Genomic DNA, 17,968 nt, shown 5'->3' on the forward strand with positions numbered 1-17,968 from the left:
CGGGTGACCCCCCTTCGGCCCCCCCACAACCCCCCCCCCCCCCCCCCCGGGGGCGCCACCTCCCCCCAACCCGCAAAACTAAAACGCCCCCCCCCCCCCCCCCCCCCGGCGCGTGTCCGAACCTCGCTCGTCCGCAAAGGTTCGATAAGATGCATAACGATCGGTATGTTGTTGGGTGAAGGCTGTCGGGGGGTGCCGGGGGGCTGCGACCGTCGGGCGATCCGGCTGTCCGTTATGAGCGCTTTCTGGGCAATTGCTGATGCTTGCAGGTGTCCAAAGTGTTAAAGGTTCCTCAACTCTCTAGAGAAGAAACCGATTGAATGGTTTCTTATGACAGAGTGGGAGCAGGATGTTCGCGATGGAGGGGGCGGTCATCGAAAGGAAGCGGACGGTGTCCGGTCCCTGGGGGCGTCCCGGTCACTTGTCGATCGCGGTGGCCGGGGGGTGGGGTACGTGACCGCGAGGTGAGCAGCCCGTAGGCCGTCCGGAGTTTTCCCTGCCGGACGGGATGAACGCGTGAGGCGGTCGGTGCGTCTTCCTCACCGCAGGTTCGCGGACTGTACCGGCCCGTGAACCCGCCACACCGCCGATGCCGCCGAACTGCCTCGACCCGCTGGGGAAGATGTGCCGTTGAGCTGAAGTTGATCGCGCTGTTTCCCGGCAGTGGGTGATGACTGTTTCGCTGGTGGGGCCTGAAAACATCGATGACGCAGGTGGTTGCGTCCTAACGTGTCCGAGTTCCATGCGTGCTGGGAACGCACTCTCGCACCCTGGACTTCGGGACCTTGGCCGATATACGGCCGGTGACAACGATGGCGCGCGTCACGCGCCTCAAGGGTCCGTCCAATGCTCGGGCTATTCAGGTTGGGGGAAAGATGCAGTTCCGCATGCTGGGTCCGATGGAGGTCGTCGACGCGGGAGGGGTGGTGGGGCTCGGGGGGACGAAACAGCGGGCCACGCTCGGCCTGCTGCTCCTGCAGGCCAACAAGGTCGTGGCCACGAGCCGGTTGATGAACGCGCTCTGGGGGGTCGACGACGCACCCGCGACGGCGCGCAAGATCCTTCAGAACGCGATCTACGGCCTGCGCGGCGCTCTCGACCGGCGGCACGACGAGCTGGAACCGGGAGCGGCGACGCTGCTGACCCAGCCGCCCGGCTACATGATGCGGGTCGATCCCGAACAGGTGGATCTGCACGTCTTCCACAAGGAGGCCGCCCGGGGCAGGGAGCAACTCGCCCGCGGCACAGCGGAATCCGCCTCGGCGACACTGCGTGACGCCCTGGCGTTATGGCGTGGTCCCGTCCTCGCCGACCTGGTCGAGGCCGGCATCCAGTGGCCCGAACTCGCCGCGGTCGAGAGCACGCGGCTCGACGTGATGGAGGACTTCTTCGATGCGCAGCTCGCCTGCGGACGCCACCACGCGGTCCTCGCGGAGCTGGAGACGATGGTCCAGGCCGAGCCGCTGCGCGAGCGGTCCTGCGGCCAGTTGATGCTTGCCCTGTACCGATGCGGACGCCAGGTCGACGCACTCAACGCGTACAGCAGGGTCCGGTCCGTCCTCGTGGAGAGTCTCGGCCTGGAGCCGGGCCGGGGGTTGCAGCAGTTGCAGCAGGCCATCCTCGTGCAGGACCCCGTGCTCTCCCTGCCGGAACCGGGCACGCTCGGGGGGCTCGTCGGACATGCGGACCCGGTGCAGCCGCCGCGTTCCCAGCAGCCCCACCCGGCACCGTGGGCCGGGGAGCCCGTTCCCGGGACGCAAGCGCCCCGGGAGGCGATGGTGCCGGGTCCGGCCCCCGCGCCGTCCGCCGACGGACAGCGGGTGCCCCACCAGCGCGGCACCGACGGGCCGGAGCCCGGCAGGCGGACCGGTCCGGAGCGCCGGAGGGTCAGCGTGCTGTCCGTGCGGACCCGGCTCGCCCCCTCGCTCGCCGACGGCATATCTCAGGATCTCGATGCCCTGCTGGAGGGCACCGGCCGGCTCGTCCGCGAGCAGGTCGAGCGGTTCGGTGGAACGGTGACCGCGGCGATCGGCTCGGTCTCCCTCGCCCTGTTCGGGCTGGACGGGCCGAGCGAGGACGCCGCGCGGCAGGCCGTTCTCGCGGCTCTGGCCATCCGCGGCATCTTCGACGTCGCAGCCGAACCCGACAGCGAGGCGGCCCAGTTGAGCGTCCAGGCCTCGGTGACGATGGGGGAGGTGCTGCTGCGGCGCAGAGGCCCCGACGAGGCGCCCACCGTCGTCGGTTCGGTGCTGGACGAGTCCCAGGTCCTGCTCGCCAAGGTGCCCGACGGCGAGGTGCGTGTCTGCGACGCGGTCCGCAGGGCGAGCGAACACGCTGTCCTCTACCGGCTGTCCAGCCCCTCGCCCGCGAGCTGGCAGCCGTTGGGCGTCCGCGAGGAGGGGGGCGAGGACGAGCTGCACGGGCCGGGCGGCAGCTCGGAGGCGTACGAACTCGACATTCTGCGCGGGCTCGTGAAGCACGCCCAGCGTCGCGGGGTGCCGCACCTGGTGACCGTCCTCGGTGAGCGGGGCACCGGCAAGAGCCGGGTGCTGCGGGAGTTCGAGCGCTGGGTGACGGTACGCGGGACCAAGATGCGTGCCATCGGAGTGCGGGTCCCCTCGCCCGCCGACGATCCCTGCAAACTGGCCGTACCGACCCACATCCTGTCCGCGTACTGCGGCATCAAGGCCGCGGACGACATGCCGGTGGCGCGTGCTCTCCTGGCGCGCGAGGTGCGGTCGCTGTACCACTCCGAGCGGACGTCGGCGGGACTCGTCTCCCTGCTCACGCATCTCATCGACGTCGTCGGCGCCGACATCGACGACGTCTTCGGGGAACTGCGGCTCGCCGAAGTCATGGACGCCTGGGTGCAGGTCCTGCAGGAAGCGGCGCGCAGGGAGCCGCTCGTCCTGTGCATCGACGATCTGCATCTCGCCGACGATGTGGTCGTCGACGCCGTCGAGAAGCTGGTGGAGACCGTCGGCTCCGGGCCGCTGTTCGTGGTCGTCGGAGCGAGGACCGAGCTGCTGCGCCGGCGCCCGGGGTGGGCGGGGGGCAAGAGCCATGCCACCACCGTCACTCTGGACATGCCGGAGCGCGTCACCAACGAACAACTCGTGGAGCTGCTGCTCTCCGCCGCTCGCAGTGAGGATACCCAGAGCTACACCTGACGGTAATCGCGCGCCCATTCCCTCAATTCCCGGGGAGCGGCGGAGGAATGACGCCGCCGTGACCGCGCACTGAGTACGCGAGAACAGGATGTCTGCACGATCCGCACGGTCCATCGGGTGAGCAAGCTCGGCCGAGCACGCTTTTCCGCTTTTCCGCGCCCGAAAAGGAGCTGGACATGAATCCTGAATCCGCTGGAGTCGAGCTTGCAGAGCCGCATCTGCGCGGCCTGCTCGCGTCGGCCGGGCTCGACGTCGCGTACGCACGGGCCGAGGGAAATGTGCTCTACCGTCAGGGCGAGGACGGGCGTGAGACGCCCGTTCTCGACTTCGCCGGCGGCTACGGGTCGCTGATCCTCGGGCACAACCACCCCGAGATCGTGGCTCGGGCGAAGGAGCTCCTGGACGGGCAGGCTCCCATCCACGCCCAGTTCTCCGCGCACCCCTACGCCACCCGCCTCGCCGCCGAGCTCAACCGGATCATCCACCGGGAGACCGGCACGGAGGAGCCCTACTACGCGACCTTCGCGAACACGGGCGCGGAGGCCGTCGAGGCCGCCGTCAAACATGCCGAGCTGGACCGCGTGCTGCGCCAGACCGAGCTGCTCGCGGAGATCGAGGCCGCCGCGAAGGAGGCCCACGCCGCCGTGCGCGAGGGCACGGCCGCCGTGCCCGACGCCGTCCACGCCCGCCTGGGCATCGAGCGGCCGGCGGCCGGCGAGGACCCGCTGGCCCCGCTGCTCGCCGAGCTCGACCGCAGGAACGCGCTCGTCAGCTCCCGCCCGCCGGTCTTCCTCGCCCTGGAAGGCGGCTTCCACGGCAAGCTGATGGGCAGTGTGCAGCTGACCCACAACGAGGGCTACCGGGCGCCGTTCGCCTCGCTCGGCGTGCACGCCAGGTTCGTACCGCGCGGCAGGCCCGACGCGCTCAAGGAGGTCCTGGAGGAGAGCCGCGCGAGCCTGCTGCAGCTCGGTGTGGAGGGCGGCGAGATCCGGCTCGTCGAGCGCGCCCACCCCGTGTTCGGGGCGTTCCTTCTGGAGCCGATCCAGGGCGAGGGCGGCATCCAGCCCCTCACGCCCGAGGACGCTCGGCACATCCAGGAGTTCGCCGACGCGTCGGGCTGCCCTCTCGTGATCGACGAGATCCAGAGCGGTATGGGCCGCACGGGGGCGCTGCTCTCCAGCTCGCAGCTGGGCCTGCGCGGCGACTACTACGCTCTCGCGAAGTCCCTGGGCGGCGGCATCGCCAAGGCATCGGTGATGCTGGTGCGCGAGGCCCGCTACCGCGCCCAGTTCGAGCTGGTGCACAGCTCGACCTTCGCCAAGGACGCCTTCTCCTGCCACATCGGGCTCAAGGTGCTCGAACTCCTGGAGGCCGACAACGGCCGCGCCTACCAGCAGGCGACCGAGCGTGGCGCCGCTCTCGAAGCCGCCCTGGAGCGTGTCCGCGCCGCCTTCCCCGACGTGGTCGAGGAGGTGCGGGGCCGGGGACTGATGCTCGGCTTCGAGTTCCGGGACCAGTCCGGTGCCTCGGACGAGGTCATCGGGGGCGCGGCGCGTGGCGGACTCTTCGGCTACGTCATCGCCGGGCACCTGCTGAACGGCCATGCCATCCGCACGTTCCCCACGGCCAGTGCCGTGAACACCCTGCGCTTCGAGCCGTCCGTCTTCCTCGGCGACGACGAGATCGAGCGCCTGGAGATCGCGCTCACCGACGTCTGCGCGATCCTGCGGGAGGGTGCGTCGGACCGGCTGGTCCTCGGCGGCTGACCGCCCCGACGCTCCCTCACCCCCTCACAGCCGTACCCCTGCCCCCCACCCGCTGCCCGGCCCGCGCTCCCCCCACGCGGGCCGGGCAGCGCTGTTCACGGAGTGTTCCGGGCTGCGGTAATTCTCAGTTACTGGGCCATGGCCGAGCATTGACGAGTGAATTCCGCAGGCCACGTAGGGTCCGTTTCCTGGGATTGCGTCACATTACCGCTCCGGAAAAGGAGCGGTGAACAGAGGCGAATACGGCGCGCGCCATGGGAAACCCGGTAATGAAAGGCAGCGGAAGTTCATGATGAGTGAGCATGCTCCGACGGTGGTTGACGGCCGTAGCGACCAGGAGGAGCCGATCGCTGTCGTAGGCATTGCCTGCCGGTTTCCCGGAGCGGAGAGCCCCGCGGCCTTCTGGGAGATGCTGAGCGGCGGAGTCAGCGGCATCACGGACGTACCCGAGGACCGGTGGGGTGCGGATGAGCCGTCCGCCGTCAGGCGGGGCGGATTCCTCGACGCCGTGGCCGACTTCGACGCCCCGTTCTTCGCGGTGTCACCGCGTGAGGCCGCCACGATGGACCCCCAGCAGCGCCTCGTGCTCGAACTCGCCTGGGAGGCGGTCGAGGACGCGGGAATCCTGCCGGCGTCCCTGCGCTCGACACCGACGTCCGTCTTCGTGGGAACGCTGCGCGACGACTACACCAACCTGCTCTACCAGCGCGGCACCGACGCCGTCACCCAGCACACGATGACCGGCGTGAACCGGGGCGTCATCGCCAACCGGGTCTCCTACCACCTGGGCCTGCGAGGCCCGAGCCTCACCGTCGACGCCGCCCAGTCCTCCTCGCTCGTCGCCGTCCACCTGGCCTGCGAGAGCCTGCGCAGCGGTGAATCGGCCACAGCCATAGCCGCCGGTGTGAACCTCAACCTGCTCGCCGAGAACACCGTGACCGAGGAGCGGTTCGGCGCGCTCTCCCCGGACGGCGTCACCTACACCTTCGACGCCCGCGCCAACGGCTTCGTGCCCGGCGAGGGCGGCGGTGTCGTGGTCCTCAAGCCGCTCCGGCAGGCGCTCGCCGACGGCAACCGCGTCTACGGCGTGATCCGCGGCAGCGCGGTGAACAACGACGGTGCCACCGACGGGCTCACCGTGCCCAGCCCGCAGGCACAGGAACAGGTCGTACGCGCGGCCTTCACCCGGGCCGGGATCGGCGCCGCCGCGGCGCAGTACGTCGAGCTGCACGGCACCGGAACGCCCGTCGGCGACCCCATCGAGGCGGCGGCCCTCGGCGCCGCGCTCGGTGCCGGCCGACCGGACGGCGAGCCGCTGCACGTCGGCTCCGTCAAGACCAACATCGGGCACCTGGAGGGCGCGGCGGGCATCGCCGGCCTCATCAAGACCCTGCTCAGCATCCACCACCGGCAGCTGCCGCCGACCCTCAACTTCGAGACCCCGAACCCCGCAATCCCGCTCGCCGAGCTCCGCCTCGCCATGCAGCGCGAGCTGTCCCGGTGGCCGCACCCCGACCGTCAACTCGTCGCCGGTGTCAGCTCCTTCGGCATGGGCGGTACCAACTGCCACGTCGTGCTCTCCGAGCCCCCGCGAACCGAGGAGACCTCCGCGCCCGCCGCCGAGGTCCTCGCCGTGCTGCCCTGGGTCATCTCCGGAGTCGGAGAGCCGGCGCTGCGGGCCCAGGCCGAGCGGCTGCGGGCGTACGTCACCGAAGCGGCGGCCCAGCTGTCGCCGGTGGACGTCGGCTCGTCCTTGGCCTCGTCCCGCGCTGTCTTCCGACACCGGGCCGTCGTCCTCGCCCCGGACGCCACCGGCCTGATCGAGGGGACCGGGGCCCTCGCCGAAGGCCGCACCGCGCCCGGACTCGTGACGGGCACCGCCGACGGCGGACGTACTGCCTTCCTCTTCACCGGCCAGGGCGCCCAGCGCATCGGCATGGGCCGCGAGCTGTACGAGGAGTTCCCCGCCTACGCCGCCGCGTTCGACGAGGTGGCGGCCGCTCTCGACCCGTATCTGGAGCGGCCTCTCGCCCTGACCGTCGCCACCGGCGAGGGCCTGGACGACACGGTGCGCACCCAGCCCGCGCTGTTCGCGGTCGAGGTGGCCCTCTTCCGGCTGCTCGAATCCCTGGGTGTACAGCCCGACTTCGTGGCTGGACACTCCATCGGTGAACTCGCCGCCGCCCATGCGGCGGGCGTGCTCGACCTCGCGGACGCGGCCTCCCTGGTGGCCGCCCGCGGCCGCCTGATGCAGTCGGCGCGGAGCGACGGCGCCATGATCGCCGTACAGGCGGGCGAGGAGGAAGTGTCCGCCCTGCTCGCCGGGCGTGCGGGCCAGGTGGCGATCGCCGCCCTCAACTCGCCCGTATCCACGGTCATCTCGGGAGACGAGGCGGCGGTCGAGGAGATCGCCGGACTGCTGCGGGAGCAGGGCCGCAAGGCGAAGCGACTCGCCGTCAGCCACGCCTTCCACTCCCCGCACATGGACGAGGTCCTCGAAGACTTCCGGCAGGTCGCCGAGGGGCTCACCTACCACCCGGCGCGCATCCCGGTCGTCTCGAACGTGACGGGCACCCTCGCGACCGACGAGCAGCTGTCCTCGCCCGCCTACTGGGCGAGCCACATCCGCGAGGCGGTCCGCTTCACCGACACCGTCCGCCACCTGGAGTCCCAGGGCGTCACCACGTTCCTCGAAGTCGGCCCGGACGCGGTGCTGTCGGCGCTGGCCGGCGACACGGTCACGAACCCGGCAGCGGTCGTCGCCGCACCCGCGCTGCGCCGTGACCGGCCGGCCCGGCAGACGCTGCTCGCCGCCCTCGCCACGGCGTTCACCCGCGGCACCGAGGTGGACTGGGCCGCGCTGTACGCCGGCCTCGGCGCCCGCCGAGTCGCCCTGCCCACCTACGCCTTCCAGCGCCGACGCCACTGGCTCGACGGAGCCGTACGCCCCTCGGCCCGGCGGACCGGCGCAGCCGGCGGCGCGTACGACGGACCGGACGGAGCCGCCGCTGACGGCATCGACGCGGTGGAGGCCGCCCGGCCCCAGGGCGAGCTGGGGGTACGGCTCGCCGGACTGTCCGAAACCGCCCGGCGGCAGGCTGTCGAACAGCTGGTGGACGAGCACATCGCCACCGTGCTGGAGTACGGCCCCGGCGAACGCGTCGACGCCCGGACGCCGTTCCAGGAGCTGGGCTTCAGTTCCATGATGACCACCGAACTGCGCGCGGCCCTGGCCCGGACCACCGGTCTGGCTCTCCCCACCTCGCTCCTCTTCGACCACCCGACGCCGAAGGCGCTGACCGACTTCGTCCGGACCGAACTGCTCGGCGAGGCGGCTGCCGGCTCCGACGCCGTGCCCACCGACACGGACGATGCCGAACCCATCGCCATCATCGGCATGGCCTGCCGCTACCCGGGCGGGGTCGCCTCACCGGAGGACCTCTGGCGGCTGGTGGCCGAAGGCACCGACGCCGTCTCCGCCTTCCCGGGCAACCGGGGCTGGGGCGAGGACCTGTACGACCCGGACCCCGAACGCCAGGGCACCAGCTCGGTGCGGCACGGCGGATTCCTGCACGAGGCGGGCGAGTTCGACGCCTCGTTCTTCGGCATCTCGCCGCGCGAGGCCCTTGCCATGGACCCCCAGCAGCGCCTGCTCCTGGAAACCTCCTGGGAGGCGGCCGAGCGGGCCGGAGTGCTTCCCGCCTCGCTGCACGAGACCCGCACGGGCGTCTTCGTCGGCGCCACCACCCTGGAGTACGGGCCCCGGATGCAGGACGCCCCGCAGAACGTGCAGGGCAACGTCCTCACCGGCACGGCGGCCAGCGTGATGTCGGGGCGCGTCGCCTACCAGCTCGGACTCATCGGTCCCGCCGTGACGGTGGACACCGCCTGCTCCTCCTCGCTCGTCGCCCTGCACATGGCCATCCGCTCGCTGCGTTCGGGCGAGACGAACCTGGCGTTCGCGGGTGGCGCCGCGGTGATGTCGTCCCCCGGCATGTTCGTGGAGTTCTCGCGGCAGCGGGGCCTCGCCCCGGACGGGCGCTGCAAGTCCTTCGCCGCGGACGCCGACGGTACGGGCTGGGGCGAGGGCGTCGGCATGCTCCTCGTGGAGCGGCTCTCCGACGCCCGGCGCAACGGCCATCAGGTGCTCGCGGTGATCCGCGGGTCCGCGATCAACCAGGACGGCGCGAGCAACGGTCTCACCGCCCCCAGCGGCCTCGCCCAGCAGCGCGTCATCCGCCAGGCCCTCGCCGACTCCCGGCTCACGCCTCCGGACATCGACGCCGTGGAGGCGCACGGCACCGGCACGAAGCTCGGCGACCCCATCGAGGCCGAGGCGATCCTCGCCACGTACGGCGGAGCCCGAGAGGGCGCGGAGCCGGTGTACCTCGGCTCCCTCAAGTCCAACATCGGGCACGCCCAGGCCGCGGCGGGCGTGGGCGGCGTCATCAAGATGGTGCAGGCGATGCGCCACGGAGTGCTGCCGCGGACCCTGCATGCCGACGAGCCGTCCCCCTACGTCGACTGGACGACGGGTGACGTCGAACTGCTCACCGACGCCCGCGACTGGCCCACCGCCTCCGAGGTGCGCCGTTCCGCCGTGTCGTCGTTCGGCATCAGCGGCACCAACGCGCACGTGGTCCTCGAGTACGATCCGCGGCCCGAGCCCGCCCCGGCCGGCGACGTGGCCCGGTCCGCCCTGCCCGCGCCCTGGCTGCTCTCCGCGCGGGACGGGCAGGCGCTGCGCGCCCAGGCGGCCCGGCTGAGCGGACGCCTCGCCGAGGTGTCCGAGGGCCCCGACATCTCCGAAGCGGCCGTCGGCCGCGCCCTCGCGGCCCACCGCACCGCCTTCGACGAGCGCGCCGCGATCTTCGGCGACAGCGTCGCGGAGCGGGTCGCCGTGCTCGACGCGCTGGCCGCCGGAGTGCCGTACGACGAGATCCCCGGACTCGTCGCGGGCGGCGCGACTGCCACCGGCCGCACCGCCTTCCTCTTCACCGGCCAGGGCGCCCAGCGCCTCGGCATGGGGGCGGAGCTGTACGCCTCCGCACCGGTGTTCGCCGCCGCGCTCGACTCCGTGTTCACGGCGTTCGACGGAAAGCTGGAGCGCCCGCTGCGCGAGGTGATGTTCGCGGAGCCCGACGGTCCGGATGCCGGGCTGCTCCATCTGACCCACTTCACGCAGCCGGCCCTCTTCGCCGTCGAGGTCGCCCTGTTCCGGCTGCTCGCCCACCACGGCGTGGTCCCGGACCTGCTGGCCGGACACTCGATCGGCGAGCTCTCCGCCGCCCATGTCGCGGACGTGCTCACCCTGGACGACGCCACGACGCTGGTGGCCGCCCGGGCCCGGCTGATGCAGTCCGCACCCTCCGGCGGCGCCATGATCGCCGTGCAGGCCGATGAGGACGAGATCCTGCGCGCACTGGAAGGACACGAGGACTCCGTCTCCGTCGCCGCGGTCAACGGCCCCCGCTCCGTGGTGATCTCGGGTGACGCGGACACCGCCGAGGAAATCGCCGACGGCTTCCGTGCCCAGGGCCGCAAGGCCACCCGGCTCAAGGTCAGCCACGCCTTCCACTCCCCGCACATGGAGCCGGTTCTCGACGAGTTCCGCCGGATCGCCGCCGAACTGTCCTTCCAGCCGCCGACGATCCCCATCGTCTCCACGGTGACGGGCCGGATCGCCACCACGGCCGAACTCACCTCTCCCGACTACTGGGCCGGACAGATCCGTGCCACCGTCCGCTTCCTGGACGCCGCGCGCGAGCTGAGCCGTCAGGGCGCCACTGTCGCCGTCGAGGCCGGTCCCGACGCCGTACTGACCGCCCTCGCGCAGGGCGCCGCCGACGAGGGCCCCGCCCTCACCGCCGTGGCACTGCTGCGCCTCGGCCGCTCCGAGACCGAGACCCTGGTACGTGGCCTGGCCCGCGCCCACACGGCCGGCGCCACGCTGGACGGCACCACCTTCTTCCCTGCCGGTGCCGCCGCCTTCGAGCTCCCCACGTACGCCTTCCAGCGCGAGCACTACTGGCTGGCCCCGCAGGCACCCGCCGACGCGCGCAGTCTCGGCCTCGACGCCGCCCAGCACCCCCTGCTCGCGACCGCCGTGGAACTGGCGGAGCGCGAGGACACCGTCCTCACCAGCCGCATCTCCCTGCGCAGCCACCCGTGGCTGGCCGACCATGCCATCGCGGGCAGCGTGCTGCTGCCCGCCACCGCCTTCCTCGAACTCGCCGTCGCCGCCGGAAGCCACCTCGGCGTCCCCCATGTCGAGGACCTCACCCTTGAGGCGCCGCTCGTCCTGCCCGCGAACGAGGCCGTCCGCATGCAGGTGACCGTCGGCGCTCCCGACGCCGCCGGTGCCCGGTCGTGCACCATCCACGCGAGCCCGGACACCGGCGAGGAACGGGCCCGAGCCTGGTCCCGCCACGCTGCCGGCACCCTCATGCCGTCGGCACCCGACCACGCGGCCGACGCCGCCCCGGCCGCGCAGTGGCCGCCGGCGGGCGCCGAGCCCGAGCCTGTCGACGACGCGTACGAGCGCCTCGCCGCCCTCGGCTACGCGTACGGCCCGGCCTTCCGGGGACTCACCGCCTCCTGGCGCGACGGCGACGAGCTCTACGCCGAGGTGCGTCTGCCCGAGGGCGCCGGCCGGAGCGCCAAAGGCTTCGGCCTGCACCCGGCCCTGTTCGACGCGGCCCTGCACCCTCTGGTCCTCACCGGCTCAGGTCCCGGGACGGACAGCATCCGGCTTCCGTTCGCCTGGTCAGGCATCACCCTCCACGCCACCGGAGCCACCGAACTCCGCGTCCGGATCAGCCCGCGGGGCGCCGACTCCGTGCGGATGACCCTGTCCGACGGGACCGGTGCGCCCGTTGCCGCCATCGACGCGCTCACCCTGCGCCCGGTCGCGAAGGACAAGCTCGTCGCGGCCGCGAGGAACGCCGCCGCCGACGCCCTGTTCACCCTTGAGTGGCCTGTCGTACCGGTGCCGGACCCCGTCGCCGACACCACCGTGACCGAGGCGGGCGAGAGCCTCGGCGCCCTCGTCGACCCGGCCGGTGCGCTCGTGGTGCGCAGTTACGGCCCGCACGCCGCCTCAGAGGCCGGCGGGCGGCACGCGGCGACGCTGCGTGTACTCCGGCTCGTCCAGGAGTTCCTGGCGGACGAGCGGTTCGCCGACTCCCGTATGGCCGTCGTCACGGCGGGCGCGGTGTCCGCGCTGCCCGGCGAGGACATCTCCGACCTCGACGCCGCTCCGGTGTGGGGCCTGGTGCGTGCCGCGCAGTCGGAGAACCCGGACCGCCTGGTCCTCGTGGACCTCGACGCACCGGCCGCGCGGTCCCTCGACACGGGGGACAGCTCCCCCCAGGAACTGCTCGCCACGGCCTTCGCCACCGGCGAACAGCAACTCGCTTTCCGGAGCGGTCAGTTTCACGCACCGCGACTCGCTGCCGCCGCTCCCGCCCGGCAGGAGCACCCCACGCCGGAACTCGACCCGGACGGCACCGTCCTGATCACCGGCGGCACCGGCGGGCTCGGCGCCCTCTTCGCCCGGCATCTGGTGGAGCGGTACGGCACCCGTCACCTGCTGCTGACCAGCCGCCGCGGCCCCGAGGCGCCCGGCGCCCGCGAACTGGCCGCCGAACTTGCCGACGCGGGAGCCACCGTACGGATCGAGGCGGCCGACATGGCCGATCGTGAGGCCGTCGCCTCGGTGCTCGCCTCCGTCTCCGACGACCACCCGCTGACCGCCGTGGTGCACACGGCGGGCGTCCTGGACGACCGGACCCTTCCGTCGCTCACCCCCGAGCGGCTGCACGCCGTGCTGCGCCCGAAGGCCGACGCGGCCCGGCACCTGCACGAGCTGACCGGCGGCAGCGACCTGCGCGCCTTCGTCCTCTTCTCCTCCGTGTCCGGCCTCTTCGGCACCGCCGGCCAGGCCAACTACGCGAGCGCCAACGCCTACCTGGACGCCCTCGCCGCCCACCGCAGGGCCCGGGGCCTGCCCGCCACCTCGCTCGCCTGGGGTCTGTGGGGCGGCACCCAGGGGATGGGCAGTACGCTCGGCGCCGCCGAGACCGCCCGCTGGGAGCGGGCCGGGATGCCGCCGCTCACCGTCGAACAGGGCCTCGCCCTCTTCGACCGTGCCCTGGCGTCGGACACCTCGCTGCTCGTCCCCGTACCGCTGCAGCTCTCCCGGGCCGCCGCCGGCCCCGAAGAGCCGCACCCGCTGCTGCGCGGCCTCGCTCCCACCCGTACCCGGCGCGCCGCACGGACGGCCCGCGACGACGGCCAGGGCTCGGCATGGGTCCAGCAGATCGCCGCGCTCACCGGGGACAAGCAGAAGGAGGCCGTCCTCGACCTGGTCCGCGCCAAGGTCGCCGCCGCCCTCGGGCACTCCCGTACCGCCGCCGTCGCCCCCGACCGGGCGTTCGGAGACCTCGGCTTCGACTCCATGAGCGGGGTGGAGCTGCGCAACCAGCTGCTCAGGGCCACCGGACTGCGGCTGTCCACCACCCTCGTCTTCGACCACCCCACCCCCGCCGCGCTCGCCGCGCACCTGCTGAGCCGGGTGGTCGCGGAGAAGGCGCCCGCGACGACCGCTCCTCGGCGCAGGACAGGCACGGACCTGTCCTCGGAGGCGATCGCGATCGTGGGGATGGCGTGCCGTTATCCGGGTGGTGTGTCCTCGCCGGAGGATCTGTGGCGGCTGGTCTCGGGCGGTGTGGACGCGGTGAGCGAGTTCCCCTCCAACCGTGGGTGGGACCTGGATGGTCTGTACGACCCGGATCCGGAGCGTGCGGGGACGAGTTACACCCGTCACGGTGGGTTCCTGCATGACGCGGATCTCTTCGACCCGCAGTTCTTCGGGATGTCGCCGCGTGAGGCGACGGCCGCCGATCCGCAGCAGCGGCTGTTGCTGGAGACCGCCTGGGAGACCTTCGAGAGCGCCGGCATCGACCCCGCCTCACTCCGCGGTACGGCGACGGGCGTCTACGCCGGAGCGATGTACGACGACTACGCGGCCCGGGTGACCGCCTCGCCCGGCGAGTACGAGGGCTTCCTGCTCGCGGGCAACCTCTCCAGCGTCATCTCCGGCCGGGTCGCCTACACCTACGGCCTGGAGGGTCCGGCGGTGACGGTGGACACGGCCTGCTCGTCCTCGCTGGTCGCCCTGCATCTGGCGGTGAACGCGCTGCGCAACGGTGAGTGCGACATGGCGCTGGCGGGCGGGGTGACGGTGATGTCGCAGCCGACGACGTTCGTCGAGTTCTCCCGGCAGCGGGGACTCTCGGCGGACGGCCGCTGCAAGGCCTTCGGAAGCGGCGCCGACGGCACGGGCTGGTCGGAAGGCGTGGGACTGCTGCTCGTGGAGCGGCTGTCGGACGCTCGGCGCAACGGTCACAAGGTGCTGGCCGTGGTGCGCGGTACGGCGATCAACCAGGACGGTGCGAGCAACGGTCTGACCGCACCGAACGGGCCCTCGCAGGAACGCGTCATCCGCCAGGCGCTGTCGTCCGGCGGCCTGAACCCCGCCGATGTGGACGCGGTGGAGGCGCACGGTACGGGTACGACCCTGGGTGACCCGATCGAGGCGCAGGCACTCCTCAACACGTACGGGCAGGAGCGTGCGGGTGAGGAGCCGTTGTGGCTGGGGTCGTTGAAGTCGAACATCGGTCATAGCCAGGCGGCGGCGGGTGTCGGCGGGATCATCAAGATGATCCAGGCGATGGAGCACGGTGTGCTGCCGCGGACGTTGCATGTGGATGAGCCGTCGAAGCATGTGGACTGGGAGTCGGGTGCGATCTCGCTGCTGGCGCAGGAGCGGGAGTGGAAGGCGGCCGGTGGCCGTCCGCGCCGGGCGGGTGTCTCCTCCTTCGGGATCAGCGGCACCAACGCCCACGTCATCATCGAGCAGGCACCGGGCACACCGCCGCGGACCTCTGAGCGCCCCGCCGCGGGTGCGGACGAGGGTGCACCGGTGCCGTGGATCGTGTCAGGCCGCAGCGAGGCCGCCGTCCGCGCCCAGGCGGAGCGGCTGTACGAGTACGTCACGGGCGACCCGGACCTCGCACCGGCCGACATCGGCTACTCCCTGGCCACCGCACGCGGCGTCCTGGAACACGGCGCCGCCGTGACCGGCAGCACCCGCCACGCCCTCCTCGAAGGCCTCCAGGCCCTGGCGAACGGCGAGTCCACCCCTGCCGTCGTCCGCGGCACCAGCGACCGGCCCGGCAAAACCGCCTTCCTCTTCACCGGTCAGGGCAGCCAACGCCTGGGCATGGGACAGGAGTTGTATCGGTCGTCACCGGTCTTCGCCCGCGCGTTCGACGATGTGTGCTCCCACCTCGACACCGCTCTGCCGCGCCCCCTCAAGGACGTACTGTTCGCGCCGGAGGGATCACAGGACGCCGAACTCCTGGACCGCACGGTCTTCACGCAGGCGGCGCTGTTCGCGGTGGAGACGGCTCTCTTCCGCTGGTTCGAACACCACGGTGTGACCCCCGACTACCTCCAGGGGCACTCGATCGGCGAGGTGACGGCCGCACACGTCGCGGGCGTCCTGGACCTGCCCGACGCGGCCGCTCTCGTCGCGGCGCGGGGCCGGCTGATGCAGTCCGCCCCCGCCGGCGGTGCCATGGCCGCGATCGAGGCCGACGAGGACGAGGTACGCCGGGTGCTGGACGCTCGGGAGGGCGATAGGGGCACGATCGCGATCGCCGGGGTCAACGGGCCCCGGGCGGTGGTGATCTCCGGCGACGCACCGGTGGTCGACGAGCTGGCCGCCGCCTGGAAGGAGCAGGGCGTCCGCACCAAGCGGCTCACGGTCAGCCACGCCTTCCACTCCCCGCACATGGATGTCGTGCTGGAGGAGTTCGTGCGGATCGCGAGCGAGCTGACGTTCCACGCTCCGCGTATTCCGGTGGTGTCGAACGTGACGGGGACGCTGGCGAAGGACGAGGAGCTGACGTCGCCCGACTACTGGGCGCGTCATATCCGCGAGGCCGTCCGCTTCCACGACGGCGTCCGCCACCTGGAGGAGCAGGGCGTCACCGAGTTCATCGAGCTGGGCCCGGACGGGGTGCTGACCGCTCTGGTGCAGAACTCCCTCACCGAGGAGGCCGGAGCGCTCGCGCCCGCGCTGCGCCGGGGCCGGCCGGAGCCCGAGACCACCATGGGGGTGCTCGCTCTGCTGCGGATGCGCGGCGCGACCCCTGACTGGGCCGCCGCACTCCCCGGCGCCCGCCGGGTGCCGCTGCCCTCGTACGCCTTCCGGCACGGCCGCTACTGGCTCGACGCCCCCGCGGCGGACACCGATGCGGCCGGTCTGGGCCTGGACGCCCTGGCCCACCCGCTTCTCGGCGCCGCCGTCCCCAGGGCGGGCCGGGACGAGTACCTGTTCACCGGGCGCCTGTCCCTGCGCACGCATCCGTGGCTCGCGGACCACGCGGTGTCCGGGACGGTGCTGGTGCCCGCCACCGGCCTGCTGGAACTCGCCGCACGCGCGGGCGAACAGGTGGGCAGCGAGCGGGTCGAGGAGCTGACCCTCGCCGCACCGCTCGTCCTGCCCGAACGCGGCGGCATCCAGGTGCAGCTCTCCCTCGGCGCACCGGACGACGAGGGCCGGCGCACCGTGGAGATCCACTCCCGCCCGGAGAGCACGGAGAACGCGGACCCTGCGGACGGTGCCGGTGCGGAGTGGGTGCTGCATGCGCACGGGTCGCTGGTGGTGGCTGACGATGCGGCTTCGGGTGAGGGGCTGGTGGTGTGGCCTCCGGCAGGTGTTGCGGAGGTGGATCTGGCGGGTGCTTATGAGCGTCTGATGGATCTGGGTTATGGGTACGGTCCGGCCTTCCGGGGGTTGCGTCGGGTGTGGCGGGGTGAGGGTGAGTTGTTCGCTGAGGTGGTGTTGCCGGAGGGGGTGCGGGAGGAAGCGGGTCGTTTCCTGTTGCATCCGGCTCTGCTGGACGCCGCGCTCCACACCCTGCTCCCCGGCGTCACGGAGGAGACCGGACAGGCCCGGCTCCCCTTCTCCTGGGCGGGCGCCCAGGTGCACGCCGTCGGTGCGGCCGCGCTCCGGGTGCGCCTGAGCCTGACGGGCACCGACGCCGAGACGCTGGAGGCGTCGCTGCTGGTGGCCGATGGTGTGGGTGTGCCGGTGGCGTCGGTGGACTCGCTGGTGCTGCGTCCGTTGACGAAGGACGCGGTCCGGGCGGCGGCGAGTGCCGGGCGCGAGGGGCTGTACCCCATGGCCTGGTCCGAGGTGCCCCTGCCCGAAGAGCCCGCCGGGACCTCCGGCTGGGCCGTGCTGGGCGCGACCTCCCCCCTCGGCTCCGTTCCGTCCTACCCCGACCTGGACGCGGTCGCCGAGGCCGGTGCGGAGACGGTCCTGTGGTCGCCGGCCACCGCCGGAACCGGCGACGGACTCGCCGCGGACTCCCGGACCGCCCTGAAGGACACGCTCCTCACCGTGCAGGCGTTTTTGGGTGATGTGCGGTTTGAGGGTTCGCGTTTGGTGGTGGTGACGCGGGGTGCGGTTGAGGTGGTGTCGGGTGAGGGTGTGCCGGATTTGGTGCATGCGGGGGTGTGGGGTCTGTTGAGGGTGGTGCAGACGGAGCATCCGGGTCGTGTGGTGGTGGTTGATGTGGATGGTGGGGGTGTGGGGTTGGTGCCGTCGGTGGTGGCGGTGGGTGACCAGGTGGCTGTGCGTGGGGGCCGGGTGTTGGTGCCTGGTCTGGTGAGGCCGGGTTCGCCTGCCGCTGGTGCTGGTGCTGGTGCTGGTGCTGGTGCTGGTGCTGGTGCTGGTGCTGTTCCTGGGTTTGGTGGTGGGGCGGTGTTGGTGTCGGGTGCGACGGGTGTGTTGGGTGCGGTGGTTGCGCGGCATTTGGTGGTGGTGCATGGGGTGCGGCGGTTGGTGTTGTTGAGTCGTCAAGGTGGTTCGGCTCCGGGGGCGGATGTGTTGCGTGGGGAGTTGGAGGGGTTGGGGGCTGAGGTGGTGTTCGCTGCGTGTGATGCGGCGGATCGGGT

At 72.2% G+C, this 17,968-nt stretch carries 3 protein-coding genes; all 3 read left to right on the forward strand.

Annotation, left to right across the window (positions count from 1 at the left end):
* Window positions 1-875: 875 nt before the first annotated feature.
* Window positions 876-3,170, forward strand: a complete 2,295-nt coding sequence (locus ACIRR8_RS27350; RefSeq protein WP_404069732.1) for a BTAD domain-containing putative transcriptional regulator — start codon at window positions 876-878, stop codon at window positions 3,168-3,170.
* Window positions 3,171-3,346: 176 nt separating this feature from the next.
* Complete coding sequence (locus ACIRR8_RS27355) at window positions 3,347-4,936, forward strand: aspartate aminotransferase family protein (RefSeq protein WP_404069734.1); 1,590 nt, start codon at window positions 3,347-3,349, stop codon at window positions 4,934-4,936.
* Window positions 4,937-5,225: 289 nt separating this feature from the next.
* The coding region (locus ACIRR8_RS27360; protein WP_404069736.1) for an SDR family NAD(P)-dependent oxidoreductase at window positions 5,226-17,968 on the forward strand (12,743 nt) is incomplete at its 3' end.

The sequence above is a fragment of the Streptomyces sp. NPDC101178 genome (assembly GCF_044767965.1).
Taxonomy (GTDB): Bacteria; Actinomycetota; Actinomycetes; order Streptomycetales; family Streptomycetaceae; genus Streptomyces.